The sequence below is a fragment of the Streptomyces sp. Edi4 genome (genome assembly GCF_040253615.1).
Classification (GTDB): domain Bacteria; phylum Actinomycetota; class Actinomycetes; order Streptomycetales; family Streptomycetaceae; genus Streptomyces.
This window is the reverse complement of record NZ_JBEJGY010000004.1, coordinates 6,745,578-6,770,846: the sequence shown is the minus strand read 5'-3', so window position 1 is coordinate 6,770,846 and position 25,269 is coordinate 6,745,578. Positions and strand designations below refer to the sequence as shown.

The following is a 25,269-nucleotide window of genomic DNA, read 5'->3' as shown; positions in this document are numbered from 1 at the left end:
GCCCCCGCTCGCCTCACCGGCCGGCTTCGATGCGGCGCAGGGCCCACGCCGCCTGACGGGCGAGGCGGGGGTGGGCCAGGGCCTCGGTCAGGATCTCGACGGCCCGCCGGTCACCGAGCTCGCCCAGGCCCTCGATGCAGGCCACGGCCACCCGGCCGTAGGGGCCCTGCGGCGAGAGCAGCGGCCGCAGAGTCTTGATCAGGGCCGGTACGGACTCGGGGGCGCGCAGCGCGGTGAGCAGCCGCACCGGATGCAGGGCGTAGGCCGTGCGCAGTTCGTTGGTGGCCAGCGCCGCCGCCGCGCGCGCCGTGCGGGGGTCGCCCAGGCGCGCGAGGGCGTGGGCGGCGCTCACGCACCGCTCGGGGTCGCGGTGGTTGAGCAGCAGGACCAGCGCCTCGAAGGCCCGCCGGTCCCCCGCGACCCCCAGCCGGAAGGCTGCCAATTCCCGTGCCCAGAGCGGGCGTTCACGCTCGGTGAGCACGGCGGCGAGCTCATCGGGATCTACGGCGGCGAGCAGCCGTTCGTACGCCGCCGACCCGCCGCTCTCGCCGCGCACCCGGTCCACGAGGGAACGGAACTCCTCGTCCATGTCCAAAAGCCTAGTGGCGTAAGGCCGTTGGGGACCCAAGGATGATCGGATCCCGGCACACACCGGGACATGCCACGGGCAAGGACCCCACGCGAGGAGCAGCCCCATGGAGGCCATCGGCAGTCCGGCACTGGGCGATGGGCCCGCGCGTCCCTGGTTACCGGGCCGCCGGGCCGAGCTCGCGGCGCTCGCCGCGCGGATCCGCTCGGTGGGGCCCGCCCCCTCGCGCACCTCGCCCGGCGGGGGCGCGCTCGTCATCCGGGGGGCGCCCGGCAGCGGCAAGTCGACCCTGCTGCGCGCGGCACGCGGGTTCGCCGCCGACGCGGGCCTGCTGGTTCTGGCCACATCGGGCACGCCGTGCCCTGCGTCCCCTCCCTACGCCGCACTGCGTGAGCTGCTGCGCCCGCTGATGGGTGCGGCGGGCGCGCTGCCCGTGGCTCAGCGCACCGCGCTGCTCACCGCGTTCGGCGAGCCGGCGGGGCCCGCGCCGGGACCCCACCTCGTGGCGCTCGCCGCGCTGCACCTGTTGAGCGAGTGCGCGGTGGGCCGGCCGGTGTTCGCCGCCATCGACGATCTCACCTGGCTCGACGAGCCCAGCTTCGAGGCGTTCGGCTTTCTCGCCCGGCGCGTGGGTGACGATCCCGTCCTGCTGTGCGCGACGGCCAGGAGCGGTCCCGGCGAGCGGCCGCCCCCGGCCGGTCCTGAGCGCCTTGACCTCACAGCGCTCGGCCCGGCGGCGGCCCGTGAAATCCTCGCGGTCACGGCCACCGGCCTCACGCCCGCCCAGCGCCGGCGCGTGCTCGCGGCGGCCGGGGGAAACCTCCTTGCTTTGGCCGAACTGCCCAGCTCCTATCGCGGAATTGAGCACGGCGACCAGCAGTGGTGGGACTCCCCGACACCCCTGCCTGAGCGCCTTGAGCAGGTGTTCGCCGCACGTCTGGAGGGGCTTTCGCCGCCCGCGCGGGACGTGGTGCTGGTGGCGGCCGTCGCGGGCGTCGGGCGGGTCCTGGAGGTCCTGGCCGCCGCCTCCGCGCTCGGCGGTGGCGTCCCGGTGTCCGCCGGTGATCTGGGCCGCGCGGTGGACGCCGGTCTGCTGCGCGTCGAGGAGGACCGGGTCCGCCTCCGCCACACGGCGGCGCGCGCGGGCACGTTCCGCGCCGAGCCCCGGCCGCGGCGGCGGGCGGCGCACGCGGCGCTCGCCGGTGTCTTCGCCGCCGATCCCTACCGCGCGAGTTGGCACCGCGCGCTGGCGGTGGAGGGGTTCGACGACGCCGTGGCGGACGAGCTCGCGGCCGCCCACCAAATCCCGCTCGACCGGGGCTCGGCCGCCCTCACGGTCCGGACGCTGGAGCAGGCCGCACGGCTCACATCGTCCCCGGCGCGCCGCGACCGCCGACTGCTCCTGGCCGCCGACCACAGCGCCCGCGCCTCCCGCCCCGACCTCGTACACCGCCCGCTCTCCGCCCTGACCGCGACCACCCTGGACGAGCGCGAGCAGGCCTGGGCGGCGTGGCTGGGGGAACGGGCGCGGGAGCACGGGGAAGGCGACGCCGCTACGTCCCCGCGCCGGTGCGGCCGGACCGGGCCCGGCCCGGAGAGGGACGATCGGGCCAGGACCGCGCGTCCCCCGGGGCGCACGCCGGACGGCACACGAGACGACGACACCGTCCTGCGTTTGTGCGCGATGGCCGAACGCGTCGCGTGCGCCCGGGACTTCCCGCTGGCGGACGGAGACCTCTCGACGGCGGACCAGGACTTGTCGCTGGCGTTTGATCTGCTGCTCGCCGCCGCGCTGCGCTGCCGGCGCGCGGAGGCCGACGCGCCGGTGCGAGAACGCCTCGTCGCCCTCGCCACGTCCCTGCGGGGACCGGCGTGCGAACCCCGGCTGACCGCCACGCTCGCGCTGGCCCAGCCGGTGCGTCAAGCAGCGTACGTACTGGGGCAGTTGGGAGGGACCCGATCCGCCTTGACGAGGAACGTCACCGATGCCGAGCGGCTGTGTCTGCTCGGCTCGGCCGCCCACGCGGTGGGTGATCCGGTGGCGGCGGGCGACTTCCTCGACCGCGCGGAGAGCGGGCTGCGCGCGCGGGGGCGTCTGGACCTGCTGCCGCCCGTGCTCGCCACGCAGGTACGGGCCCGGCTCGACGTGGGCGACTGGCACCGGGCCGCCCAGGCCGCCGACGAGGTCCGCCGGATCGCGGTCGAGACGGGGCAGCCGGCGGATACGGCGGGCACGCTGGTGGACGACGCCCTGGCCTCGGCCCTGCGCGGTGACGGCCGGGCGGCCCTGCGTCTGGCGGGTCGCGCCGAGGGCGCCTGCTCGGTCCGGGACGCGGGTCTGGCGGTGCGGGTGGGCCTGGCCCGTGGCATCGCCGCGTGCGCGGCCGGGCGCCACGGCGATGCGTACGACGTGCTGCGCGGCCTGTTCCCCGAAGACGAGGACCTTGATTGCGAGGGCCCCGATTGCGATCGCGGCCCGCTCGCCGGGGAGGGGGGCCCGGATTCGCAGAGCCCGGAGCCGGACGGCGGCGCGGTGTGCCTGGAGAGGCTGGGCGCGATCGGCTTCCTCGCCGACGCGGCCGTACGCGCGGCGCGACGCGGTGACGCGGCGCGGGTGCTCGCGTCCCTCGCGCGGCGCACCGCCCGGTCCCCGGCGCCGCTGGTGCGCGTCCACCTGCGGTACGCGGCGGCGGTCCTGGCCGACGACGTCGAGGCGGAGACCCTGTTCCGGCGGGCGCTTGGCGAGAATCTGGCCCGCTGGCCCTGGCCACGGGCCCGCGCCGAGCTCGCGTACGGCGGCTGGCTCGCCCGCCGGCACCGTAGCGCCGAGGCACGTCCGCTGCTGCGCTCCGCGCGGGTCGCCTTCGACCGGATCGGGGCGCGGCCCTGGTCGGCGGCGGCCCGCGAGGAGTTGGCGCTCGCGGGCGGGCGGACGGTGACGCCGGACAGTGCTGCGGCCAGCCGTCCCCACCTCGCGGCGGCGCGGGCGCTGTCGCCCCTGGAAGCGCACATCGCGCGCCTCGCCGGGCAGGGTCTGACCGACCGCGAGGTGGGTGCGGAGCTCTTCCTGTCACCGCGCGCGGTGGCCGCGCACGTGGACCGCGTCCTGACGAAGCTGGCGCTCGCCTCACGCGACCAGCTCGCCACGGCCCTGGACGCGCCGCTCGGCTGACACCCGCACGCACCGTCCCCGAGAGCCGGACCCACCGCACTCCCCACTCCCATCCACCCGCCCCGCCGCACACACCGCCCCAGCCACAACCCCCAGCCCGCACGCGACCCACGTCACAAAGACTCAGCGGGGCGGAGGTCTGGCGCGCTCGTTACTCGCCGGTTAATCTCAGGTGAGCGGGTAACCCCCGCGACTCCGGTGGCCTGGTGACGCAGCCACCGCGAGTGATCGTCGGTTCGGCAGTTCTGTACGACGTGCCCCGGGACAGGGCCGTCGGCCCCCTTTGCACTACGACGCACCACGGCTCAGCACGACGCTCCCCGGCTCGACTCCCGCACGCCGTGCGCCCGTCGGCGTATCCGAGCGCCCTTCTGCCGCTGGTCGCGTGCGCCCTCTCTCAGTCGTCACTCATCCCTGGAGTCCCGTGATGGACATCCCCCTGAACACTGTCGCCGTGGTCGGCCTCGGCACGATGGGCACCGGCATCGCCGAGGTCCTGGCCCGCGCCGGGCGCGAGGTCATCGGCATCGACATCAGCGAGCACGCCGCCCGCCAGGCCGTGTCCTGCCTCGAGGCCTCCACGGCCCGCGCGGTGTCCCGCGAGCGGATCACCCCGCAGGAGCGTGGCGACATCCTCGCCCGCTTCCGTACGTTCACCGACCTCCAGGCCGCGGCCGAGGCCGATCTCGTCATCGAGGTCGTGCCGGAGTCCTACGAGCTCAAGCACCAGGTCTTCCAGGCGCTCGACTCCATCGTCGCGCCCACCACCATCTTGGCGACCGGCACCAACGCGCTCTCGGTGACCCGGCTCGCCGCCGACTCCGCGCACCCCGAGCGCGTGCTCGGCCTGCACTTCTTCAACCCGGCGCCCGCCATGAAGCTGGTCGAGATCGTCTCCTCCGTGCTCACCGCTCCCCCGGCCGTGGACGCGGTCACCGCGCTCGCCCTCGACCTCGGCAAAGAGCCCGTCGCGGTCGGCGACCGGCCGGGGTTCGTCGCGGACGGCCTGCTCTTCGGCTACCTCAACCAGGCCGCCGCGATGTACGAGTCCAAGTACGCCTCGCGCGAGGACATCGACGCCGCGATGAAGCTGGGCTGCGGGCTTCCGATGGGCCCGCTCGAACTGCTCGACCTGATCGGCATCGACACCGCCCGCACCGTCCTCGAGGCGATGTACTCCGCCTCGCACGACCGTCTGCACGCCCCTGCGCCCATCCTCGGCCAGCTCGCCGAGGCCGGCCTGACCGGCCGCAAGAAGGGGCGCGGCTTCTACACGTACGAGGGCGAGGGCAGTTCGGTCGTGGTGGCCGACGCGCAGACGCCGCGCGCCATCGCGGGCGCGGGCGGAAGCCGCGAGATCCGTTCGGTCGGCGTGGCCGGTTCGGGCACGATGGCGTCCGGCATCGCGGAAGTCTTCGCCAAGGCCGGCTACCAGGTGGTGCTCGCGGCGCGCAGCCTGGAGAAGGCCGAGGGGGCCAAGTCCCGGGTCGCCACGTCGCTTTCGCGCTCCGTCGACAAGGGCCGCATGAGCGCCGGGGCGCGCGAGGAGACCCTGAACCGGATCTCGGCGGCGGGCGCGCTGGAATCCTTCGCCGACGTGGATCTCGCGGTGGAGGCGGTCGCGGAGGACCTGGCCGTCAAGCAGCAGCTCTTCGCGACGCTGGACAAGATCTGCAAGCCGGGTGCGGTCCTTGCCACGACCACCTCCTCGCTGCCCGTCGTCGCCTGCGCCCGCGCCACCTCGCGCCCGCAGGACGTCATCGGGATGCACTTCTTCAACCCCGCCCCGGCGATGAAACTGGTCGAGGTGGTCCGCACCGTGCTCACCTCCGACGAGGTGCACGCCACCGTCCGCGAGGTCACCGCGAAGATCCGCAAGCACCCGGTGGACTGCGGCGACCGCGCCGGGTTCATCGTCAACGCGCTGCTCTTCCCGTACCTCAACAACGCCGTCAAGATGGTCCAGGAGCACTACGCGACCCTGGATGACATCGACGCCGCGATGAAGCTGGGCGGCGGCTACCCGATGGGCCCGTTCGAACTGCTGGACGTGGTGGGCCTCGATGTCTCGCTCGCCATCGAGAAGGTGCTGCACGCCGAGTTCCGCGACCCGGGCCTGGCCCCGGCGCCGCTGCTCGAACACCTCGTGGCGGCCGGGTGCCTCGGCCGCAAGACGGGCCGCGGATTCCGCGAGTATGCCCGGCGCTGAGCCGGACACGGGGTGGGGCGGGCTGTTGCGGCCTCCTGACAGCTCGCCCCCGTGGGCGCGGCCTGCCGCGCCCATGCAGTACGTTCGGTCCATGCCCCAGCCAGTCAGGTCCTCCCGTACGAACGCCGTGCCCGACGCCCCGGAGAGCGCCGCGGGCAGCCGGGCCGCCGCCCAGCGGCTCAAAATGCGCCGGGAGCTCGCGGCCGCGGCCATGGACCTGTTCTCCGCGAAGGGGTACGAGGCCACCACCGTCGACGAGATCGCGGCGCGGGCCGGCGTCGCCCGGCGGACCTTCTTCCGTCACTTCCGCTCCAAGGAAGAGGCGATCTTCCCCGACCACGACGACACCCTGGTACGGGCGGAGGCGGTCCTGAACGCCGCGCCCCCGCACGAGCATCCGCTCGACACGGTGTGCCGGGGCATCAAGGAGGTCATGAAGATGTACGCGGGCTCGCCCGCGGTGTCGGTGGCCCGCTACAAGCTGACCCGCGAGGTGCCGACGCTGCGCGAGGCGGAGATCGCCTCGGTCGCCCGCTACGAGCGCCTTTTCACCCGCTATCTGCTCGGGCACTTCGACGAGCACGACCACCAGCCGGGCAACGACGACCCGCTGCTCGCGGAGGTCGCCGCCTCGGCCGTGGTCACCGCGCACAACCACGTGCTGCGCCGCTGGCTGCGGGCCGGGGGCCAGGGCGATGTGGAGGCCCAGCTCGACCACGCCTTCGCCATCGTGCGCGAGACGTTCGGGTCCGGCATAGGAGCGGGCCGCACGGCCAGGCCGAAGCCCGCCGCCACCGTGTCGGCCGGCGACGAGGTGCTGGTCGCGGTCGCCCGCACGGACGCGCCGCTCGAAGAGATCATGCAGAGCATCAAGCAGGCGCTCAGGACGAGGTGACGCTCGCGACGACGTGGGCGGCACGCAGTGCCATCGGTGGCCGCATCCCTCCGGCAGGGATGCGGCCACCCGTATGTCCGGCCCCACTCAGCGATGTCCGGCCCCGCTCCGCGCCTGCGGCCGGGCGACCCCGCTGACCTGCAACGATCGATCATCGCTCATCCGTGCGGGGCGCTCGGCAATTGAGAGAAAGTCTTGGCACGCAGTGTCTTGCGGGTTGGCACGGGGTGCCATACGTTGATGTTGTCCGGGCGGTCGGCGCACGGAGCATCCTCGTACGCCGGCCGTGTCCCGCATCCGCCGTCCCGGCGAATGACCCGGACGCCTGCGTCACAGGCACCCCTCCCGCGCCCACCAGGCGCTGCCGTACTCGCACCACACCGCCGAACCGACGGCACACCTCCACAGCACCAACCCCCGAAGACCCTCAACGCCCCCCGTCGGGCGCTTCGCCGGAGGCAACACCGTGAAGGAAATCCTGGACGCGATCCAGTCGCCGGAGTCCACCTCCGCCGACTTCGCCGCTCTGCCGCTCCCCGACTCCTACCGCGCGATCACCGTGCACAAGGACGAGACGGAGATGTTCGCCGGGCTCAGCACCCGCGACAAGGACCCCCGCAAGTCGATCCACCTGGACGAGGTGGCGATCCCCGAACTCGGCCCGGGTGAGGCCCTGGTGGCCGTCATGGCCTCCTCGGTCAACTACAACTCGGTCTGGACCTCGATCTTCGAGCCGGTGTCCACGTTCAGCTTCCTGGAGCGCTACGGCAGGCTGAGCGAGCTCACCAAGCGCCATGACCTGCCGTACCACATCATCGGCTCCGACCTCGCGGGTGTCGTGCTGCGCACCGGCCCCGGCGTCAACGCCTGGCAGCCCGGCGACCAGGTCGTCGCGCACTGCCTGTCGGTCGAGCTGGAGAGCTCCGACGGCCACAACGACACGATGCTCGACCCCGAGCAGCGCATCTGGGGCTTCGAGACCAACTTCGGCGGCCTCGCCGAGATCGCGCTGGTCAAGTCCAACCAGCTGATGCCCAAGCCCAAGCACCTCAGCTGGGAGGAGGCGGCGGCGCCCGGTCTGGTCAACTCGACCGCGTACCGCCAGCTGGTCTCCCGCAACGGCGCCGGCATGAAGCAGGGCGACAACGTCCTGATCTGGGGCGCGAGCGGCGGACTCGGCTCCTACGCCACGCAGTTCGCGCTCGCCGGTGGCGCCAACCCCATCTGTGTCGTCTCCAGCCCCGAGAAGGCCGACATCTGCCGCGCCATGGGCGCCGAGGCGGTCATCGACCGCAACGCCGAGGGCTACAAGTTCTGGAAGGACGAGCAGACCCAGGACCCCAAGGAGTGGAAGCGCTTCGGCAAGCGCATCCGCGAGTTCACCGGCGGCGAGGACATCGACATCGTCTTCGAGCACCCGGGCCGCGAGACCTTCGGCGCGAGCGTCTACGTCACGCGCAAGGGCGGCACCATCACCACCTGCGCCTCCACCTCGGGCTACATGCACGAATACGACAACCGCTACCTGTGGATGTCCCTCAAGCGCATCATCGGCTCGCACTTCGCCAACTACCGCGAGGCGTGGGAGGCCAACCGCCTCATCGCCAAGGGCAAGATCCACCCGACGCTCTCCAAGGTGTACTCCCTGGAGGAGACCGGGCAGGCGGCCTATGACGTGCACCGCAACCTGCACCAGGGCAAGGTCGGCGTGCTCGCGCTCGCGCCCCGCGAGGGTCTTGGCGTCAGCGACCCCGAGCTGCGCGAGAAGCACCTCGACGCCATCAACCGCTTCCGCAACATCTGAGACCGGGAGCGGTTATGACGGAGCGTCAGAAGGATCGGCCGTGGCTCATGCGGACGTACGCCGGTCACTCGACCGCCGAGGCGTCCAACGAGCTCTACCGCAACAACCTCGCCAAGGGTCAGACGGGTCTGTCGGTCGCGTTCGACCTTCCGACGCAGACCGGATACGACCCCGACCACATCCTCGCCCGCGGCGAGGTCGGCCGGGTCGGGGTCCCCGTCTCCCACCTCGGTGACATGAGGCGGCTGTTCCAGGACATTCCCCTGGAGCAGATGAACACCTCGATGACGATCAACGCCACCGCGATGTGGCTGCTCGCCATGTACCAGGTGGTCGCCGAGGAGCAGGGCGCGGACATCACCAAGCTCCAGGGCACCACGCAGAACGACATCGTGAAGGAGTACCTTTCGCGCGGGACGCACGTCTTCCCGCCGGGTCCTTCGCTGCGGCTGACGACAGACATGATCTGTTACACCGTGAACAACATCCCCAAGTGGAACCCGATCAACATCTGTAGCTACCACTTGCAGGAGGCGGGTGCCACCCCGGTCCAGGAGATCGCGTACGCGATGTCCACGGCGATCGCCGTGCTCGACTCGGTCTTCGCTTCGGGCCAGATCCCCGAGGACCGCAAGGGCGATGTGGTGGCCCGCATCTCCTTCTTCGTGAACGCGGGTGTCCGCTTCATCGAGGAGATGTGCAAGATGCGCGCCTTCGGCCGCATCTGGGACAAGATCACGCGGGAGCGGTACGGGATCGAGGACGCCAAGCAGCGCCGCTTCCGCTACGGCGTCCAGGTCAACTCCCTCGGCCTGACCGAGGCGCAGCCCGAGAACAACGTCCAGCGGATCGTGCTGGAGATGCTGGCCGTGACGCTGTCCAAGGACGCGCGCGCCCGGGCGGTCCAACTCCCCGCCTGGAACGAGGCGTTGGGCCTTCCGCGCCCCTGGGACCAGCAGTGGTCGCTGCGCATCCAGCAGGTGCTCGCGCACGAGAGCGACCTGCTCGAGTACGAGGACATCTTCGCCGGCTCGCACGTCATCGAGGCCAAGGTGGATTCGCTGGTGAGCGAGTGCCTGGCGGAGATCGACCGCATCCAGGAGATGGGCGGGGCGCTCGCCGCCGTCGAGTCGGGCTACCTCAAGTCGCAGCTGGTCTCCTCGCACGCCGAGCGCCGGGCCCGCATCGAGGCCGGCGAGGAGAGGATCGTCGGCGTCAACTGCTACGAGTCCACCGAGCCGAGCCCGCTCACCGCGGACCTGGACGGGGCGATCATGACGGTCGACCCGGCCGTCGAGGCCCGGGTCGTGGCCGCGCTGAAGCACTGGCGCGACACCCGCTACCAGCCGCCCTTCAACCACCCGCGCCCGTGCAAGGCCCTGGAGAAGCTCAAGGAGGCCGCCAAGGGGACGGGCAACCTTATGGAGGCCACGCTGGAATGCGTGCGCTCGGGGGTCACCACCGGCGAGTGGTCGCAGGCGCTGCGCGAGGTGTTCGGCGAGTTCCGGGCCCCCACGGGCGTCTCGTCGGCCCCGGTCGCGGTCACCGCCGAGCAGGGCACGCCGCTGGCCCTGGTACGCGAGAAAGTGGCCCGCACGGCGTCGGACCTGGGCTCGGGGCGGCTGCGCCTGCTGGTCGGCAAGCCCGGTCTCGACGGGCACTCCAACGGGGCCGAGCAGATCGCGGTGCGCGCGCGTGACGCCGGCTTCGAGGTGGTCTACCAGGGCATCCGGCTGACCCCCGAGCAGATCGTCAGCGCCGCACTCGCCGAGGACGTGCACTGTGTGGGTCTGTCCATTCTGTCCGGCTCGCACGCCGAACTCGTCCCGGACGTCCTGGTGCGTCTGCGCGAGGCGGGCGCGGGCGACATCCCGGTGATCGCCGGCGGGATCATCCCGCCCGCCGACGCCGAGGAACTGCGCACGGCGGGTGTGGCCGCCGTTTTCACCCCCAAGGACTTCGGTATCACGGAGATCATCGGCCGTATCGTCGACGAGATCCGGAAAGCGAACAAGCTCGACCCGTTGGAGGTCCCCGCATGAGCTCCCCCGTCTCCCCCGTCAACCGGCTCCGCCCGCGCCGCTCCTGCCTCGCGGTCCCCGGGTCGAACCCCCGCTTCCTTGAGAAGGCCCAGGGGCTCCCCGCCGACCAGGTCTTCCTCGACCTGGAGGACGCCTGCGCGCCGCTGGCCAAGCCCGAGGCGCGGCACACCATCGTCAAGTTCCTCAACGAGGGCGACTGGACGGGCAAGACGCGGGTGGTGCGCGTGAACGACTGGACGACCGAGTGGACGTACCGCGACGTCGTGACCGTCGTCGAGGGCGCGGGGCAGAACCTCGACTGCATCATGCTGCCGAAGGTGCAGACCGCCGACCAGGTGGTGGCGCTCGACCTGCTGCTGACGCAGATCGAGAAGACGATGGGCTTCGAGGTCGGCAAGATCGGCATCGAGGCGCAGATCGAGAACGCGCGCGGCCTGAACAACGTGAACGCGATCGCCGAGGCCTCACCGCGCACCGAGACGATCATCTTCGGCCCGGCCGACTTCATGGCCTCGATCAACATGAAATCGCTCGTCGTGGGTGAGCAGCCGCCCGGCTACGGCGCGGACGCCTACCACTACATCCTGATGAAGATCCTGATGGCCGCGCGCGCCAACGACCTCCAGGCGATCGACGGACCCTACCTCCAGATCCGCAACGTGGACGGCTACCGCGAGGTGGCCAAGCGCGCCGCCGCGCTCGGCTTCGACGGCAAGTGGGTGCTGCACCCGGGCCAGGTCGAGGCGTCCAACGAGATCTTCTCGCCGTCGCAGGAGGACTTCGACCACGCCGAGATGATCCTGGACGCCTATGAGTGGTGCACCTCCGAGGCGGGCGGCAAGAAGGGCTCGGCGATGCTCGGCGACGAGATGATCGACGAGGCCAGCCGCAAGATGGCGCTGGTCATCTCCGGCAAGGGCCGGGCCGCCGGCATGAAGCGCACCACGACGTTCGAAGCCCCGGAGGCGTGAGCACCATGCAGTTCGGCCGTACCTACGAAGAGTTCGAAGTCGGCGCCGTCTACAAGCACTGGCCCGGAAAGACGGTCACCGAGTACGACGACCACCTCTTCTGTCTGCTCACCATGAACCACCACCCGTTGCACATGGACGCCAACTACGCCGAGAACACCACCGACTTCGGCAAGAACGTCGTGGTGGGCAACTACATCTACTCGCTCCTGCTCGGCATGAGCGTGCCGGACGTCTCCGGCAAGGCGATCGCCAACCTGGAGATCGAGTCGCTGCGGCACGTGGCGCCGACCTTCCACGGCGACACCATCTACGGCGAGACGACGGTGCTCGGCAAGACCCCGTCGAAGTCCAAGAGCGACCGCGGGATCGTGCACGTCGAGACCAAGGGCTACAAGCAGGACGGCACCCTGGTCTGCGTCTTCCGCCGCAAGGTGATGGTGCCGACCGAGACGTACATCAAGGAGCGCGGCGGAGAACAGCCCGGCCGCCCGGAACTTCGGGAGAACTGAGATGGCCCGTCTCGCGCAGACCGCCGGTCTGACCGACGTCCAGCAGGAAATCCTCTCCACGGTGCGGGACTTCGTCGACAAGGAGATCATTCCGGTCGCGACCCAGCTGGAGCACAAGGACGAGTACCCGACGCGGATCGTCGAAGGGCTCAAGGAGCTGGGCCTGTTCGGCCTGATGATCCCGGAGGAGTACGGCGGTCTCGGGGAGTCGCTGCTCACCTACGCGCTGTGCGTGGAGGAGATAGCGCGTGGCTGGATGTCGGTGTCCGGCATCATCAACACGCACTTCATCGTGGCGTACATGCTCAAGCAGCACGGCACCCAGGAGCAGAAGGACACGTTCCTGCCGCGGATGGCGCTCGGCGAGGTGCGCGGCGCGTTCTCGATGTCGGAGCCGGCGCTCGGCTCGGACGTGTCGGCGATCACGTCCAAGGGCGTCAAGGACGGCGAGGGATACGTCCTCAACGGCCAGAAGATGTGGCTGACCAACGGCGGGACGTCCTCGCTGGTGGCCGTGTTGTGCCGGAGTGACGAAGGACACCCCGAGGGGACCGCGCCCCACAAGTCGATGACGACCTTCCTTGTGGAGAAGGAGCCGGGCTTCGGAGAGGTCCGCCCCGGGCTGACCATTCCCGGCAAGATCGACAAAATGGGATACAAGGGCGTCGACACCACCGAGCTGATCATGGACGGGCTACGGGTTCCGGCCAATCGCGTTCTCGGCGGGGTCACCGGCCGAGGGTTTTACCAAATGATGGACGGCGTGGAGGTCGGGCGCGTCAACGTCGCGGCCCGTGGCTGCGGAGTCGCGCAGCGTGCATTCGAGCTGGGTGTCTCTTATGCCCAACAAAGGCACACTTTCGGAAAGCCGATCGCTCAGCATCAGGCGATTCAGTTCAAGCTCGCCGAAATGGCTACCAAGGTCGAAGCGGCCCATGCAATGATGGTCAACGCAGCACGCAAAAAGGACTCCGGGGAACGAAACGACCTCGAAGCAGGGATGGCGAAGTACCTCGCCTCCGAGTACTGCAAGGAGGTGGTGGAGGACGCCTTCCGTATCCACGGCGGTTACGGCTTCTCCAAGGAGTACGAGATCGAGCGCCTGTACCGCGAGGCGCCGATGCTGCTCATCGGTGAAGGTACCGCCGAGATCCAGAAAATGATCATTGGGCGCCGACTTCTTGAGGAGTACCGGCTCCAGGGTTGATTGTCGCTTTTGAGTCGGTTCGGCCGCGAAGAACATCACACCCCGTAGGCGTTTTCTGAGCGCTTCCGGCCGACCGACTCGGCTTCTGGCTTGCCCAGTTGCGGCTCGCAACCGATACCATCGCCGGTAAACCTGCCGCCGTCCCCCGTTGCCAGCGCGGCATCATCCGCTACGAAGGTCATCCATGCCCCACAGCCAAACCTCTGCACCACGCGACGGCTTCCTCAAGGGACGCCTTGCTCGCGGAGCATCGCCGTGGCTTCTGCCGACCGTCGCCACCGCAGCCCTCAGCCTGGCCCGATCCCGCCACTCCAAGGGCGCCGCGATCGTGGCCGTGCCCACCACCGCACTGGCGGCGGGCATGCTGTGGTTCTTCCGCGACCCCGAGCGTGAGATCACGCAGGGGCGGGTCATCTCCCCCGCCGACGGTGTGGTGCAGAGCATCATGCCGTGGAAGGACGGGCGTACGCGCGTCGCGATCTTCATGAGCCCGTTGAACGTCCACGTCAACCGCGCGCCCCTCGCGGGCACGGTGACCTCGGTGGAGCACATCCCCGGTGGCTACGTTCCGGCGTTCAACAAGGAGAGCGAGAACAACGAGCGCGTCGTCTGGCACTTCGACACCGAGCTCGGCGACATCGAGATGGTGCAGATCGCCGGCGCGGTCGCGCGGCGCATCGTCCCGTACATCCCCCAGGGCACCAAGGTGGAGCAGGGCGAGCGCATCGGCCTCATCCGCTTCGGCTCGCGGGTCGACATCTACCTCCCCGAGGGTGTCGAGGTCGCGGTCGAGGTCGGTCAGGCGACCACGGCGGGGGTGACTCGAATTGACCGTGATTGATCCCGAGACGCAGGCCGGCTGGGTGCCCGAGGCGGAGTCCGAGGACGACGTCGAGGAAATGCCGCTGTCACTGCGCCTGTCGATAGCGGACACCCTCACCCTCGGCAACGCCACGTGCGGGTTCATGGCGGTGTACTTCACCACCACCGGCATCCTGATCCCGCACCTGTCCGGCAGCCAGGAGACCGGCATGGCGCGGCACTCCGCCGCGACGGCCGTGATCCTCATGCTGCTCGCCGCGATCTTCGACCTCTGTGACGGTCTGGTCGCGCGCAAGCTGCGCAGCTCCCCGATGGGCGCCGAGCTGGACAACCTCTCGGACCTGATCAGCTTCGGGCTCGCCCCGGCCTACTTCGTGCTCGTGTACGGCATGGTCGCCGACGACGCCCATCAGCGGGTGGCGGCGGTGGCGGCGATCACCGTGCTGCTCGCGGTGGTGCTGAGACTGGCGCGCTTCAGTTGCGTGACGATGAAGGACGGCATGTTCCAGGGCATGCCGAGCCCGTTCGGCGCGCTCACGGTGGTCTCGATCGTGCTGCTCGAGCTGCCGTTCGTGCCGACGCTGCTCGCCGTCATCGGGGTCGCCTGGCTGATGGTGAGCCGGGTGGAGTACCCCAAGCCCCGGGGTGTCCTCGCGGTGGCGATGCTCAGCTGGATCATCGGGGCGATGGGTCTGCTCGCGGCGTGGGCGTTCGACGCGCCGGGCGGGCAGATGCTGCTCCAGACCGGCTGCGCGCTCCAGATCGTCCTGGCCGCCACGATCCCCCTCTTCGCGACGGCCCGGCGGGTGAACACGTTCCGCGGCAACCGGCGTGAGGCGCGGGCGGCGCAGCTGCCGTAGCTCCGCACGGTGCTGGACTCGAAAGGGGCCCCGGGTCGATGAACCCGGGGCCCCTTTTGCGATCCCCCGATGGTGCGTTGCTGGTCGCGTCGGGCGTCGGGCGTCGGATTGATTCGCGGGGGCGGGCGCGGGGCGTCGGGCGTCGGGCGGATTCACGGGGGCGGGCGCGGGCGTCGGGTGCGGACCGCGGGCGCTTGCCGCGCAGTTCCCCGCGCCCCTGGCGGGGCTGGTGCCGGCCCACCCGGCATACCTCAGCCCGTCATGGGGGCCCCTGGCCCTTAAAGGCCTTGGGGGAGATAGAGGACGCCGTTCAGGCCGAACGGGGTCTGGGGTGGGCCCCAGGGACCTAGGCCTGCCGACCGTGGTCGCTTCTCGCGCGGTTCCCCGCCCCCCTGGCAGGGCTGGTGCCGGCCCGCACCGGCAACCTCAGCCCGTCATGGGGGTCCCCCTGGAGGGACGAGCACCCTTCAGGCGCGAACGGGGTCTGGGGGCGGTCCCCCGGGGTTGGAGGGGCGTAGCCCTCCAGGGGGCTGGGGCGCGGCCCCTCAGGGGTCTCTGGGGCGCAGCCCCCAGGGCTCGGCCGGTTCGGCGCCCGCGCCGGGTCAGTGGGAGTTTTCCGTGGGGCGGAGGTCGCCCGGGATCTTCGCCCAGGCCAGGACCGCCGCGGCCAGCGGCAGGGCGGCCGCCAGGAGGAACGTCGGGGTCATGCCCGAGGTGAAGGCCGCCGACGCCTGCTCAAGGAGCAGCGCGCCCGGCCGCCCGCCCAGCGACGAGGCCACGTGGGCCGCCTCGCCCACCGAGTCGCGTACGGACGCGGTCGCCGCGTCGTCCAGCGCCAACCGCGGCAGGTGCGTGCGGTACAGCGCCGCCGCGACGCTGCCGAGGATGGCCACGCCCATCGCCGCGCCCAGCTCGTAACAGGTCTCCTCGACGGCGGCCGCGCCGCTGACGTGCTCCTTGGGCGCGGACGCCATCAGGGTCACGGACGCGGCGGTGGTCGCCACGCCGACACCGCAGCCGAGCACACCCAGCGCCACGGCGACACCGGGGTAGGCCAGCGGCCCGGACTGCTGGAAGAGCCACGGCAGCGCGAGGCCCGCGGTCATCAGGAGCAGGCCGCCGCCGATGACGTGCCGGATCGGGAGGCGGTGCATCAGGACCGGGGTCACCAGCGAGGTGACGACCAGGCCGAGCGGGGCCGGAAGCAGCCGTGTCCCGGCCTCCAGGGGGCTGTACCCCTGGCCGTACTGGAACCACTGCGTGACCAGGAACAGCGCCGAACCCAGCGCGATCATCCCGAGGAAGATCGAGGCGGCCGCGATGCTGAACGACCGGTTCGTGAAGAGCCGCACGTGGAAGAGCGGCTGGGCCAGGCGCAGCTGGCGACGGACGAAGACCGTGAGAGCGAGGGCCGCCACCGCGAGCAGGACCCATGCGAGGGGATCGGCGGGCCCGCCCTTGCCCAGTTGCTTGATGCCGCCGGCGAGCGCGAGCATGCCGACCACGGACTGACCCACGCCCCACCAGTCCCAGCGGCCCTCGCGGGGCTGCCGTGACTCGGGCAGCAGGCACGCGCCGAAGGCGATGATCACCAGGGCGACCGGCACGTTGATCAGGAACGCGGACTGCCAGCCGTTCCGCTCGACGAGCAGTCCGCCGACCACCGGGCCGAGCGCCATGCCGCCGCCGAACACGGCGGCCCACACGGCGTAGGCCAGGGCGCGTTCGCGGGCGTCGGTGAAGACGTCGCGCAGGATCGACAGGGTGGACGGCATGATCGCCGCGCCGCCCACCCCGAGCAGCGCGCGGGCCGCGATGACCTGCCAGGCCTCGGTGGCGGACACCGCGATCAGGGACGCGAGGGCGAAGGTCGCGAAGCCGGCGAGAAGCAGCCGCTTGCGGCCCCACCGGTCACCGAGCGCGCCTGCCGTCACGAGGAGGCCGGAGAGCGCGAGCGCGTACACATCGATGATCCACAGCTGCTGTACGGAGCTGGGCTGAAGGTCGCTGACCAGCGAGGGAAAGGCGACGTTGAGGATCGTGGTGTCCATCGCGATGAGCAGCAGGCTGCCGGAAAGGATCGCGAGGACGACCCAGCGCCGTGGGTCGAGGGGCGGTGTCATGGAACACTCCAGTATCGAATGAGACACTAGTGTCTCATATGGCGTGGAGAGGATGCAGTGCGGTGGTACGGCGAGGGTGGCCGACGGGCCGCTCGGGCGCGGGGCGGCCGCCTGGACGGCGTCGGCCTCCGTTCGACCGGCCCCGCATCCAGGGAACGACACAACGGCCCCCCTCGCGCGGTGCAAGGGGGGCCGTGGGGTTCGTGGCGGCCGGGGGCCCAGGGGGGCGCCGATGATCGCGCAGGCGGGCTACCGCAGGAAGTCGCCCGCGATGTTCTGGGCGACGCGCTCAAGGAGCGGGCCCGCTTCGGCCATGCAGCGGGCCGGGTCGGGTTCGAGGTCGGTCAGGGCGTAGGCGCGGCGGATGCCGGCCTCGCCGAGCTGGCGGGGCTGGAGCGCGAGGCGGCCGCATACCGCGACGACCTCGATGCCGGCCGCGCGGGCCGCCGCCGCGACACCCGCCGGAGCCTTGCCGTGCAGGGTCTGCTCGTCCAGCGAGCCCTCACCGGTGATGACCAGGGTGGCCCCGGCCAGCGCGGGCCCGAAGCCGAGCACGTCGAGCATGACCTCGATGCCCGGGCGGAAGACGGCGTCCAGGGCCACCAGCGCGCCGTACCCGATGCCGCCGGCCGCGCCGGCGCCCGGAGCGAGCGCGGCTTCGGCCGCCTTCGCGCCGAGGGCGGCTTCGAGGACCTTGGCGTAGTGGGCCAGGGCCGCGTCCAGGGCCGCCACGTCGTCGGGCGAGGCACCCTTTTGCGGACCGTAGACAGCGGGGGCGCCCTTGGGACCGGTCAGCGGATTGTCGACATCGCTGGCGAGGACGAGTTCCACGTCCGTGAAGCGCGGGTCGAGGCCCGAGAAGTCGGCCGTGGCAAGGTCGGCGAGGGCGCCGCCGCCGGGGCCGACGGGAGCGCCCGCCGCGTTCAGGAAGCGGGCGCCGAGCGCGGCCAGCATGCCGGCGCCACCGTCCGTCGTCGCGCTGCCGCCGACGCCGAAGACGATGGTCCGCGCGCCCGCGTCGAGCGCGGCGCGCAGCAGTTCGCCCGAGCCGTAAGTGGTGGCGGTCAGCGCCGCGAAGACGCCCTCGGGGAGGTGCTGGAGCCCGGAGGCCTCCGCCATCTCCACCACGGCCACCCCGTCGCGCACCGCGTACGCGGCGGTCACCGGCGTGCCGAGCGGCCCGGTGACCAGCGCCTCACGGCGCTCGAATCCGGCCGCCACCGCGGCCGCCACCGTGCCGTCACCGCCATCGGCGACCGGCAGGGTGTCCACCCGCAGATCCGGGACGACCCGCCGCAGCCCGGCCGTCACCCGCTCCGCGACCTGTACGGCCGTGAGCGAGCCCTTGAACTTGTCCGCCGCCACGAGTACGCGGGCGGTCTCCAAAACTGCGCCGTCCGTCACTTGCCATCCCTTGCTTTCGAACAGGCAGTCGCGCCGCTTCAGACCCTATCCGTCCGGAGTGCGCCTGCCCATAGCCGACCGTGCCCGCAGGCGGCGCGCCACCCCACAAAGTGCGTACTTTCCCCACCATAGTGGGGCGTCATGAAGAGGGATCCGATCGATCATTCTGGCTCCGGCACCGCGCCGGACGGCCCGCCCGACGAGCCCGCCCCCTCCCCCGACCGCACCGTGATCGCCGTCGGTGTGCTCGCGGTGGCGGCGGTGGTCGCCTGGGCGGCCCTCGGCAAGAGCTCCTTCGACAGTGCCTCCTCGACCGCGCTGGCCTGGGTCCTGGACAACTTCGCCTGGCTCTTCGTGGTCGCCGCCGACACGTTCCTCGTGCTGTGCCTGGTGCTCGCGATCAGCCGGTACGGACGGATCAGGCTGGGCGCCGACGACTCCGAGCCGGAGTTCACCAATCTGGCCTGGATCGCGATGATGTTCAGCGCCGGCATGGGCATCGGCCTGATGTTCTACGGCGTGGGCGAACCCCTCACGCACTTCCTCAGTCCGCCCCCGGCCACCGGCGCGCGTCCCGGTACGGGCGACGCCGCCCGCACGGCCCTCGAGTACTCCTTCTTCCACTGGACGCTCACCCCCTGGGCGATCTACGGCATCTCGGGCCTGGCGCTCGCGTACGCGGGCTTTCGCAAGCAGCGCGGCAACCGGCTCTCCTCCGCCTTCGTGCCGCTCATCGGCGCCCGGCGCGCGGACGGCGCGCCGGGCAAGTGCATCGACCTGCTGGCCGTCTTCGCCACCGTCTTCGGCACCGCCACGAGCCTCGGCCTCGGCGCGCTCCAGGTCGCGGAGGGACTGGACATCACCTCCGGCGTCAGCAACTCCCGGACGACCCAGCTGGTCATCATCGCCTCGCTCTCGGCGGCCTTCGTGCTGTCCGCCTTCTCCGGCCTGCACAAGGGCGTGAAGTGGCTGTCCACCATCAACATCGTGCTCGCGGCGGTGCTGATGCTCTTCGTCTTCCTGCTCGGCCCCACCGTCTACGTCCTGGATACGATCCCGGCCTCGATCGGCGGCTATCTGCACGACCTGATCCCCATGGCCAGCCGCACCGGCGCCTTCACCGACCGGACGTGGCTCGGGGCCTGGACGATCTTCTACTGGGCGTGGTGGCTGTCCTGGGCGCCATTCGTCGGCACCTTCATCGCCCGCATCTCGCGCGGCCGCACGATCCGCGAGTTCCTGATCGGCGTGCTGCTCGTGCCCAGCGGCGCCACCATCATCTGGTTCTGCGTCATGGGCGGCACGGCGATCCGGCTCGAAGCCACCGGCGCCGCCGATCTCGCGGGGGCGGTCAAGGACGGCGCGGAGGCCTCGCTGTTCGGGATGCTGGACGCGCTGCCCATCGGCACCGTCACCTCGTACATCGCGATGGCCCTGGTGATGACCTACTTCGTCACCAGCGCGGACTCGGCGTCCCTGGTGATGGGCTCGCTCACCAGCCGGGGCTCGCTGCACCCGCCGACGTGGCTCGTGGTGATGTGGGGCGTCCTGATGGCGGCGGTCGCGGCGGTGCTGCTGGTCGCGGGCGGCCTCAAGTCCCTCCAGACGGCGACGATCTTGGTCGCGCTCCCCTTCGTCCTGGTGATGCTCGGCCTGTGCTGGTCGCTGGTGAAGGAGTTGCGTGAGGACCCGGGCGCGGGGCCCTCGCGCCACGGCGCCCTGCACGGGCTGCGGGACGCGGTGCGGGCGATGGTCGGCGACGCGATCACCGAGCAGGGCCCGGCCCTGCACCCCCGGCTGCGCCGCGCCGCCAAGTCCCGTACGGAGGACGACGGTTCGGGGCGGCCCCAGCCCTGAGGCCGTGGTCCGGCCCGGGCAGGCCCCAGTCCTGAGGGAGTGGTCCGGTGCGGCCCGCGCACCGGACCCCGGCCGTCCGCTCAAGCCCCCAACGAGCCGCGCAGAAAGCCCAGTTCGTGCCGGAGCAGCGCGTCCGCGACGCCCTCCCCGGTCAGGGTGTGCCCCACCCCCGGTAGCGGCAGCACTTGGTGCGGCCTGCCCGCCGCGAGCAGCCGGGCCGACACGACCAAAGTTGTGGAGCACCACCCACTCGAGCCCTCTGACCGGATTGCACAAAATGCTGTGCACATGAAATTGTGCATGGATGCCAGGAGAACCCAGACTGAGAGAGATCGCCGATCTGGCGGCACTGAAGACACTGAGCCATCCACGGCGGTATCAGATCTTCCAACAGCTCTCGCTGCTCGGCTCGGCCACGTCGGCGATGCTCGCGCGGGAACTCGACCTCAACACCGGCGCGACCAGCTACCACCTGCGCGAGCTGGCGCGGTACGGGTTCATCGAGGAGGTTCCCAAGGACGCGCAGGCGCATGGGCGGGAACGGTGGTGGCGCGTAGCGCCCGTCGATCTGCGGTTTCCCGAGCGGAGCCGGCAGAGTGCGGAGATCCGGCCCGTCATCGACGAGATGAACCGCCGCGCCTATGCGGCGGACGTCGAGTTGTTCGAGCAGCTACGGCGACAGAGTGACGATCTCGCGGAGTGGGCCGACGCCTTCCTCTACTCGCGGGGCTCGATGCAGCTGACCCTTGACGAACTGCGCTCCTTCTTCGAGGAGTACATCGCCCTGATCAACCGCTTCAAGCGCACCGGCGACGAGGTCCCGGCCGGGGCGCGGACCGTGCTGACCCGTTTCTTCGCGCTTCCGGCTCCCGACCCGGAGCGGATCGTGACCGAGAGCAGTGCCCCCGTCGTAGAACCAGGGGCCGCGTTCGAGCCCACGTCGGAGAGGAACGAGAGCCCGTGAGGATGAGAGCCAGGGATCGGTCGAGTACGCGAGAGAACATGATCAGCCAGGCCGTGCGGCTCGAGAGCGTCACCAAGACGTACGGTCGTGGGAGCCAGGCCGTCACCGCGCTCGACAAGGTGTCCATCGAGATTCCGCGCGGGACCTTTACCGCGGTCATGGGCCCCTCGGGTTCCGGGAAGAGCACCTTTCTGCACTGCGCCGCGGGCCTGGACCGGCCCTCCTCCGGCTCCGTCAGGATCTCCGACGAGGAGCTCACGGGCATGGACGAGACCGCGTTGACGCATGTGCGCCGGCGCCGGGTGGGCTTCGTGTTCCAGGCGTTCAATCTCGTGCCCGCGCTGACGGTCCGTCAGAACATCACCCTGCCGCTGCGCTTGGCCGGAGAGCGTGCCGACCGAGGCTGGCTGGACGAGATCATCCATCGAGTCGGGCTGACCGGGCGGGTCAACCACCGGCCGTCGCAGCTGTCCGGTGGTCAGCAGCAACGGGTTGCCATCGCCCGGGCCCTCGTCACCCGGCCCGACGTCATCTTCGGTGACGAGCCGACCGGTGCACTGGACACCGTCACGGCCAAGGAGATCCTCACGCTGCTGCGTGCGTGTGTCGACGACGCCGGACAAACCGTCGTACTGGTGACTCACGATCCGGTGGCGGCCTCGTACGCGCATCATGTGCTGTTTCTCGCCGATGGGCGCATCGTCGACCGCACGGATCGCCCAACGGCCGATCAGATCGCCGAGCGCATGACGCGTTTAGGGGCGTGGACCTGATGATTCGTTACGCCTTCAGCACGCTGCGGTACCGCAAGGGGGGCTTCATCGGGGCCTTCCTCGCGCTGCTGTGCGCCGCGGCTCTCATCACCGCCTGCGGCACGCTGCTGGTGACGGGACTGACCGGGAAGATCAAGACGGAGCGCTACGCGGCAGCCTCGATCATGGTGGCCGGGGACCAGAACGTCCACTCGGTGCAGGTGCAGGAGAAGCACGGAAAGAAGAAGGTCAAGCGCAAGGCCAAGCCGCTGGATGAGCGCGTCTGGCTGCCGGCCGGTATCACGGCGAAGGTCGCCGCCGTCCCCGGCGTCAAGGCCGCGGTGCCGGAACTGGAGTTCCCCGCCCATGTCGTCACCGGCGCGGGACGGATCATCTCGGGGCCGGACGACGAGGTCTCATTGGGGCACTCCTGGCAGTCGGCGGCGCTGACGCCGTTCAAGCTTGTGGACGGTAACGCCCCTGGGGCAGCAGACCAGGTTGTACTTGATCGGGAACTCGCGGCGCGGACGGGTCTCAAGGTCGGCGACCGAGTGACCGTGCAGGCCACGGGCGCACCGGCCGTCTACCACGTGTCCGGTATCGCGGCCGCTCGGGGCGGCGATCTACAGGAGCAGTCGTCGCTGTTCTTCTCCGAGCAGGAGGCCGAGCGGCTGAGCGGGCGCCCGGACCAGGTATCCGTCATCGGGGTGATCCCCGACCAGGGGGCCGGCCAGGCGGAGTTGAAAAGCGCCATCGCCGGTGCGCTGGACGGCACCACCGCCCAAATACACAGCGCCGACGACCGCGGAGCCGTGGAGTTCCTCGGGGCGAGCAAGGCCCGGGTGCGGCTGATCAGCATGGGCGGCGCCATCGCGGCGGTCTCCTTGCTGGTGTCGATCCTGGTGGTGGTCGCCACCTTCGCGCTCTCCATTCAGCAGCGGTACCGGGAACTGGCACTCCTGCGCGCCATAGCGGCGACGCCTCGACAGATCCGCGGGCTGATCGGCCGGGAGGCCGCCATCATCGGTCTGGTCGCGGGCGGCGTCGGCGCGGTCGCAGGACTGCCGATCGCCGTGTGGCTGCACGGCGAGTTCGTGGACTTCGGCACCATTCCCGACGCGTTGGGGCTGACCCTCAGCCCGTATCCGATGCTCTGTGCGGTGATGCTCACCGTGCTGGGCGCCTGGGCGGCGGCCAGGCTGTCGGCCCGGCGGGTGGCGCGGATCCGCCCGGCTGAGGCTCTTTCCGAGGCCGCGATGGAGACCCGGCCCTTCGTCGCGAAACGGCTGATCCCTGGGGCCATCTTCCTGGTCGTCGGGGTGGTGCTGCTGTTCGTGCTGAGCATCCTGCACACGGAACCGGCCTCAGCACCCGTCACCTATCTGTGCGTGATCACGCTCTCCGCGGCGGTGGCACTGCTCGGACCGGTCATCGCCCGGGTCGGTACAGCGGCGCTCAGCCCGCCGCTCAGGCTGTCCCGGATCAGCGGGTACCTCGCGGTGGCCAACAGCCGGACCAATCTGCGGCGGTTGTCCGGCGCGCTCACTCCGCTCACTCTTCTGGTGGGGATGACCTGCACCATCATCTTCGTCCAGTCGACGCTGGGCCACGCGGCCCAGAGCCAGGCCCGGGACGGCAGTCGGGCGGACTACACCATTGCCTCGTCCGGGCCCGGAGTGCCCGGTAAGGCGGCGGACAAAGTGCGAGGGCTTTCCGGAGTAACCGGTGTCACCGAGGTCGTGCGCAGCACGGTCCGGGTGGGCCTGGACAAGTTCCAGATCCAGGGCGTCACACTCAAGGGCCTGGACAAGACCATGGATCCCGGGGTTGTCTCGGGCTCACTGAAGGACCTGAGCGAAGGCAGCATGGCCGTCAGCGAGGTCGCCGAACGCATCGTCGGCGGCGTCGGCAGCAAGGTCGAGGTGACCATGGGCGACGGATCCCGAGTGTCGCTCACGGTGGTCGCGGTGTACGACCGCGGGCTGGGCTTCGGCGACCTCACCATGGCCCATGACCTGGTGGCCGCGCATGTCGACAACCCGCTCAGCTCGGCGGTGCTCGTCAAGGCCGACGGGACGAAGAAGGAACTGGCCTCGGCGGTGAACGGCTACCCGGGAGTACAGGTCCTGGACGGCGATCAGGCCGACTCGCTCCGGGCGGACCAACAGCAGTCCAACGCCGCGGTCAACTTCGTGGCGATGGGGCTGATCATCGCCTTCACAGCCATCGCGGTGGTCAACACCCTGGCCATGTCCACCACGGGCCGCGCCCGGGAGTTCGCCCTGCTGCGCCTGGTCGGCACCACCCGGCGGCAGGTACTGCGGATGCTGTGCCTGGAGTCGCTGGTGATCGTGCTGCTCGCGGTGATCATCGGCACGGTGATCGCGGTGGCCACGCTCACCGCCTTCGCCCTCGGCATGACGGGCAGCCCGGCTCCCTATCTCTCCGCGATCACCTACGCGGGCATCGTGGCAGTCGCCGCCTGTCTGGCCCTGGCCGCCACGATGATCTCGGCACGCGTCTCCCTGGCCGGCAAGCCGGCGGACGTGATCGGCGCCAGGGAGTAGTTCCGGCCGACTGGTCTGTTCTCTCCCCATCCGGGCACGGGCGCGGAGGGAACAGACTCGAAGCCAGCGGGCCACCAGATGCGTCTGATCCCTGAACTCATCGGGCTGGACGCAGGCACACCCGCCGGCGGAATGGCTTCGGGGCCGGCCGCTGACAGCGTTGCACCAGTGCGACCAGCAGGCCGACGCGCTCTCGGTGTTCCAGAAAGGACAGGCAGGCGCTGGCCGAGTCGCAGGGCATCGACCGTGGGCCACCGCGCACAACGCCACCCGGCCATCCTGGTCGACGATCCACAGGCCACCACGACCGTCGCGTCGTCGCACGTCGCGGCCCGCGCGTGGGAGTCACGCTGAAATTGAGCAGCAGAGTCGCCGTAGTCGATCCCAGACGCGCAAGGGGGCAGCTCTCCGGAGAGGGCACGATCCGCGCGTTCGCTGAGACACCTGGGTCCCGATTGAAATCGGCCTCCCCGAGAGCAGGCCCCCCGGGTGAGACACAGGGACTCTGAGGGGTTGTTG

General features: G+C 70.8%; 20 protein-coding genes. 15 read left to right on the top strand and 5 right to left on the bottom strand.

What is annotated here, in order from left to right; genetic code table 11:
• Window positions 1-13 precede the first annotated feature (13 nt).
• The gene (locus tag ABR738_RS32485) at window positions 14-589 is read right to left on the bottom strand and encodes an adenylosuccinate lyase (RefSeq protein ID WP_350233502.1); all 576 of its coding nucleotides are present in this window, start codon (window positions 587-589) and stop codon (window positions 14-16) included.
• Window positions 590-695: 106 nt separating this feature from the next.
• Here ABR738_RS32485 and ABR738_RS32480 point away from each other — a divergent pair, with 106 nt between their 5' ends.
• The 8 genes from ABR738_RS32480 (at window position 696) to ABR738_RS32445 (ending at window position 13,401) form a co-directional block, all read left to right on the top strand.
• Complete coding sequence (locus ABR738_RS32480; RefSeq protein WP_350233501.1) at window positions 696-3,761, top strand: helix-turn-helix transcriptional regulator; 3,066 nt, start codon at window positions 696-698, stop codon at window positions 3,759-3,761.
• A 427-nt stretch (window positions 3,762-4,188) separates the two neighbouring features.
• On the top strand, window positions 4,189-5,970 hold the full coding sequence (locus tag ABR738_RS32475; protein WP_350233500.1) for a 3-hydroxyacyl-CoA dehydrogenase family protein: 1,782 nt from the start codon (window positions 4,189-4,191) through the stop codon (window positions 5,968-5,970).
• Between the two features lie 73 nt (window positions 5,971-6,043).
• The gene (locus tag ABR738_RS32470) at window positions 6,044-6,865 is read left to right on the top strand and encodes a TetR family transcriptional regulator (protein WP_350233499.1); all 822 of its coding nucleotides are present in this window, start codon (window positions 6,044-6,046) and stop codon (window positions 6,863-6,865) included.
• A gap of 466 nt (window positions 6,866-7,331) precedes the next feature.
• Window positions 7,332-8,669 (top strand): crotonyl-CoA carboxylase/reductase, encoded by a 1,338-nt coding sequence (gene ccrA / locus ABR738_RS32465; protein ID WP_350233498.1) that lies wholly within the window; start codon window positions 7,332-7,334, stop codon window positions 8,667-8,669.
• A gap of 14 nt (window positions 8,670-8,683) precedes the next feature.
• On the top strand, window positions 8,684-10,711 hold the full coding sequence (locus ABR738_RS32460) for an ethylmalonyl-CoA mutase (RefSeq protein ID WP_350233497.1): 2,028 nt from the start codon (window positions 8,684-8,686) through the stop codon (window positions 10,709-10,711).
• Window positions 10,708-11,682: an HpcH/HpaI aldolase/citrate lyase family protein gene (locus tag ABR738_RS32455; protein ID WP_350233496.1), complete on the top strand. Its 975-nt coding sequence runs from the start codon at window positions 10,708-10,710 to the stop codon at window positions 11,680-11,682. Before ABR738_RS32460 ends, ABR738_RS32455 begins: the two co-directional genes overlap by 4 nt.
• Window positions 11,683-11,687: 5 nt before the next feature.
• The gene (locus tag ABR738_RS32450) at window positions 11,688-12,194 is read left to right on the top strand and encodes a MaoC family dehydratase (RefSeq protein ID WP_350234839.1); all 507 of its coding nucleotides are present in this window, start codon (window positions 11,688-11,690) and stop codon (window positions 12,192-12,194) included.
• Between the two features lies 1 nt (window position 12,195).
• Window positions 12,196-13,401: an acyl-CoA dehydrogenase family protein gene (locus tag ABR738_RS32445; protein WP_350233495.1), complete on the top strand. Its 1,206-nt coding sequence runs from the start codon at window positions 12,196-12,198 to the stop codon at window positions 13,399-13,401.
• A gap of 35 nt (window positions 13,402-13,436) precedes the next feature.
• Here the strand turns inward: ABR738_RS32445 and ABR738_RS32440 are convergent, their stop codons facing one another.
• Window positions 13,437-13,583, bottom strand: a complete 147-nt coding sequence (locus ABR738_RS32440) for a hypothetical protein (protein WP_350233494.1) — start codon at window positions 13,581-13,583, stop codon at window positions 13,437-13,439.
• Between the two features lie 2 nt (window positions 13,584-13,585).
• On the opposite strand from ABR738_RS32440, the gene ABR738_RS32435 reads away from it, so the two are divergent.
• Entirely contained in the window at window positions 13,586-14,242 is a 657-nt protein-coding gene (locus ABR738_RS32435; protein WP_350233493.1) for a phosphatidylserine decarboxylase, read from the top strand.
• The gene (gene pssA, locus ABR738_RS32430; RefSeq protein ID WP_350233492.1) at window positions 14,229-15,083 is read left to right on the top strand and encodes a CDP-diacylglycerol--serine O-phosphatidyltransferase; all 855 of its coding nucleotides are present in this window, start codon (window positions 14,229-14,231) and stop codon (window positions 15,081-15,083) included. Before ABR738_RS32435 ends, pssA begins: the two co-directional genes overlap by 14 nt.
• A gap of 602 nt (window positions 15,084-15,685) precedes the next feature.
• Here the strand turns inward: pssA and ABR738_RS32425 are convergent.
• The gene (locus tag ABR738_RS32425) at window positions 15,686-17,206 is read right to left on the bottom strand and encodes an MFS transporter (RefSeq protein ID WP_350233491.1); all 1,521 of its coding nucleotides are present in this window, start codon (window positions 17,204-17,206) and stop codon (window positions 15,686-15,688) included.
• Window positions 17,207-17,455: 249 nt separating this feature from the next.
• A complete protein-coding gene (locus ABR738_RS32420; protein WP_350233490.1) occupies window positions 17,456-18,610 on the bottom strand; it encodes a glycerate kinase in 1,155 nt (384 codons plus the stop codon).
• A 141-nt stretch (window positions 18,611-18,751) separates the two neighbouring features.
• On the opposite strand from ABR738_RS32420, the gene ABR738_RS32415 reads away from it, so the two are divergent.
• Window positions 18,752-20,467 carry a BCCT family transporter gene (locus ABR738_RS32415; protein ID WP_350233489.1) on the top strand — a complete coding sequence of 572 codons (1,716 nt, stop codon included), beginning with the start codon at window positions 18,752-18,754 and terminating at the stop codon, window positions 20,465-20,467.
• 80 nt (window positions 20,468-20,547) lie between these two features.
• Here ABR738_RS32415 and ABR738_RS32410 read toward each other — a convergent pair whose 3' ends face one another.
• Window positions 20,548-20,691, bottom strand: coding sequence for a hypothetical protein (locus ABR738_RS32410; RefSeq protein WP_350233488.1), 144 nt, complete (start codon window positions 20,689-20,691; stop codon window positions 20,548-20,550).
• An 80-nt stretch (window positions 20,692-20,771) separates the two neighbouring features.
• Here ABR738_RS32410 and ABR738_RS32405 point away from each other — a divergent pair, with 80 nt between their 5' ends.
• The 4 genes from ABR738_RS32405 (at window position 20,772) to ABR738_RS32390 (ending at window position 25,189) form a co-directional block, all read left to right on the top strand.
• Window positions 20,772-21,431 carry an ArsR/SmtB family transcription factor gene (locus ABR738_RS32405; protein ID WP_350233487.1) on the top strand — a complete coding sequence of 220 codons (660 nt, stop codon included), beginning with the start codon at window positions 20,772-20,774 and terminating at the stop codon, window positions 21,429-21,431.
• A gap of 38 nt (window positions 21,432-21,469) precedes the next feature.
• Window positions 21,470-22,204, top strand: coding sequence for an ABC transporter ATP-binding protein (locus ABR738_RS32400; protein WP_350233486.1), 735 nt, complete (start codon window positions 21,470-21,472; stop codon window positions 22,202-22,204).
• Window positions 22,204-24,750, top strand: coding sequence for an ABC transporter permease (locus ABR738_RS32395; RefSeq protein ID WP_350233485.1), 2,547 nt, complete (start codon window positions 22,204-22,206; stop codon window positions 24,748-24,750). The genes ABR738_RS32400 and ABR738_RS32395 overlap by 1 nt, the downstream gene beginning before the upstream one ends.
• Before the next feature lie 91 nt (window positions 24,751-24,841).
• Window positions 24,842-25,189, top strand: a complete 348-nt coding sequence (locus ABR738_RS32390) for a BTAD domain-containing putative transcriptional regulator (protein ID WP_350234837.1) — start codon at window positions 24,842-24,844, stop codon at window positions 25,187-25,189.
• Window positions 25,190-25,269 lie beyond the last annotated feature (80 nt).

Excerpts from the sequence above, each read along its gene's own strand:
- ABR738_RS32480 (WP_350233501.1), top strand. The coding sequence starts at position 696 with ATGGAGGCCATCGGCAGTCCGGCACTGGGCGATGGGCCCGCGCGTCCC.
- ABR738_RS32435 (WP_350233493.1), top strand. The coding sequence starts at position 13,586 with ATGCCCCACAGCCAAACCTCTGCACCACGCGACGGCTTCCTCAAGGGA.
- ABR738_RS32445 (WP_350233495.1), top strand. The coding sequence starts at position 12,196 with ATGGCCCGTCTCGCGCAGACCGCCGGTCTGACCGACGTCCAGCAGGAA.
- ABR738_RS32485 (WP_350233502.1), bottom strand. The coding sequence starts at position 589 with ATGGACGAGGAGTTCCGTTCCCTCGTGGACCGGGTGCGCGGCGAGAGC.
- ABR738_RS32440 (WP_350233494.1), bottom strand. The coding sequence starts at position 13,583 with ATGACCTTCGTAGCGGATGATGCCGCGCTGGCAACGGGGGACGGCGGC.
- ABR738_RS32425 (WP_350233491.1), bottom strand. The coding sequence starts at position 17,206 with ATGACACCGCCCCTCGACCCACGGCGCTGGGTCGTCCTCGCGATCCTT.
- ABR738_RS32460 (WP_350233497.1), top strand. The coding sequence starts at position 8,684 with ATGACGGAGCGTCAGAAGGATCGGCCGTGGCTCATGCGGACGTACGCC.
- ABR738_RS32400 (WP_350233486.1), top strand. The coding sequence starts at position 21,470 with ATGATCAGCCAGGCCGTGCGGCTCGAGAGCGTCACCAAGACGTACGGT.
- ABR738_RS32450 (WP_350234839.1), top strand. The coding sequence starts at position 11,688 with ATGCAGTTCGGCCGTACCTACGAAGAGTTCGAAGTCGGCGCCGTCTAC.
- ABR738_RS32475 (WP_350233500.1), top strand. The coding sequence starts at position 4,189 with ATGGACATCCCCCTGAACACTGTCGCCGTGGTCGGCCTCGGCACGATG.
- ABR738_RS32415 (WP_350233489.1), top strand. The coding sequence starts at position 18,752 with ATGAAGAGGGATCCGATCGATCATTCTGGCTCCGGCACCGCGCCGGAC.
- ABR738_RS32455 (WP_350233496.1), top strand. The coding sequence starts at position 10,708 with ATGAGCTCCCCCGTCTCCCCCGTCAACCGGCTCCGCCCGCGCCGCTCC.
- ABR738_RS32395 (WP_350233485.1), top strand. The coding sequence starts at position 22,204 with ATGATTCGTTACGCCTTCAGCACGCTGCGGTACCGCAAGGGGGGCTTC.
- ABR738_RS32470 (WP_350233499.1), top strand. The coding sequence starts at position 6,044 with ATGCAGTACGTTCGGTCCATGCCCCAGCCAGTCAGGTCCTCCCGTACG.
- ABR738_RS32405 (WP_350233487.1), top strand. The coding sequence starts at position 20,772 with ATGCCAGGAGAACCCAGACTGAGAGAGATCGCCGATCTGGCGGCACTG.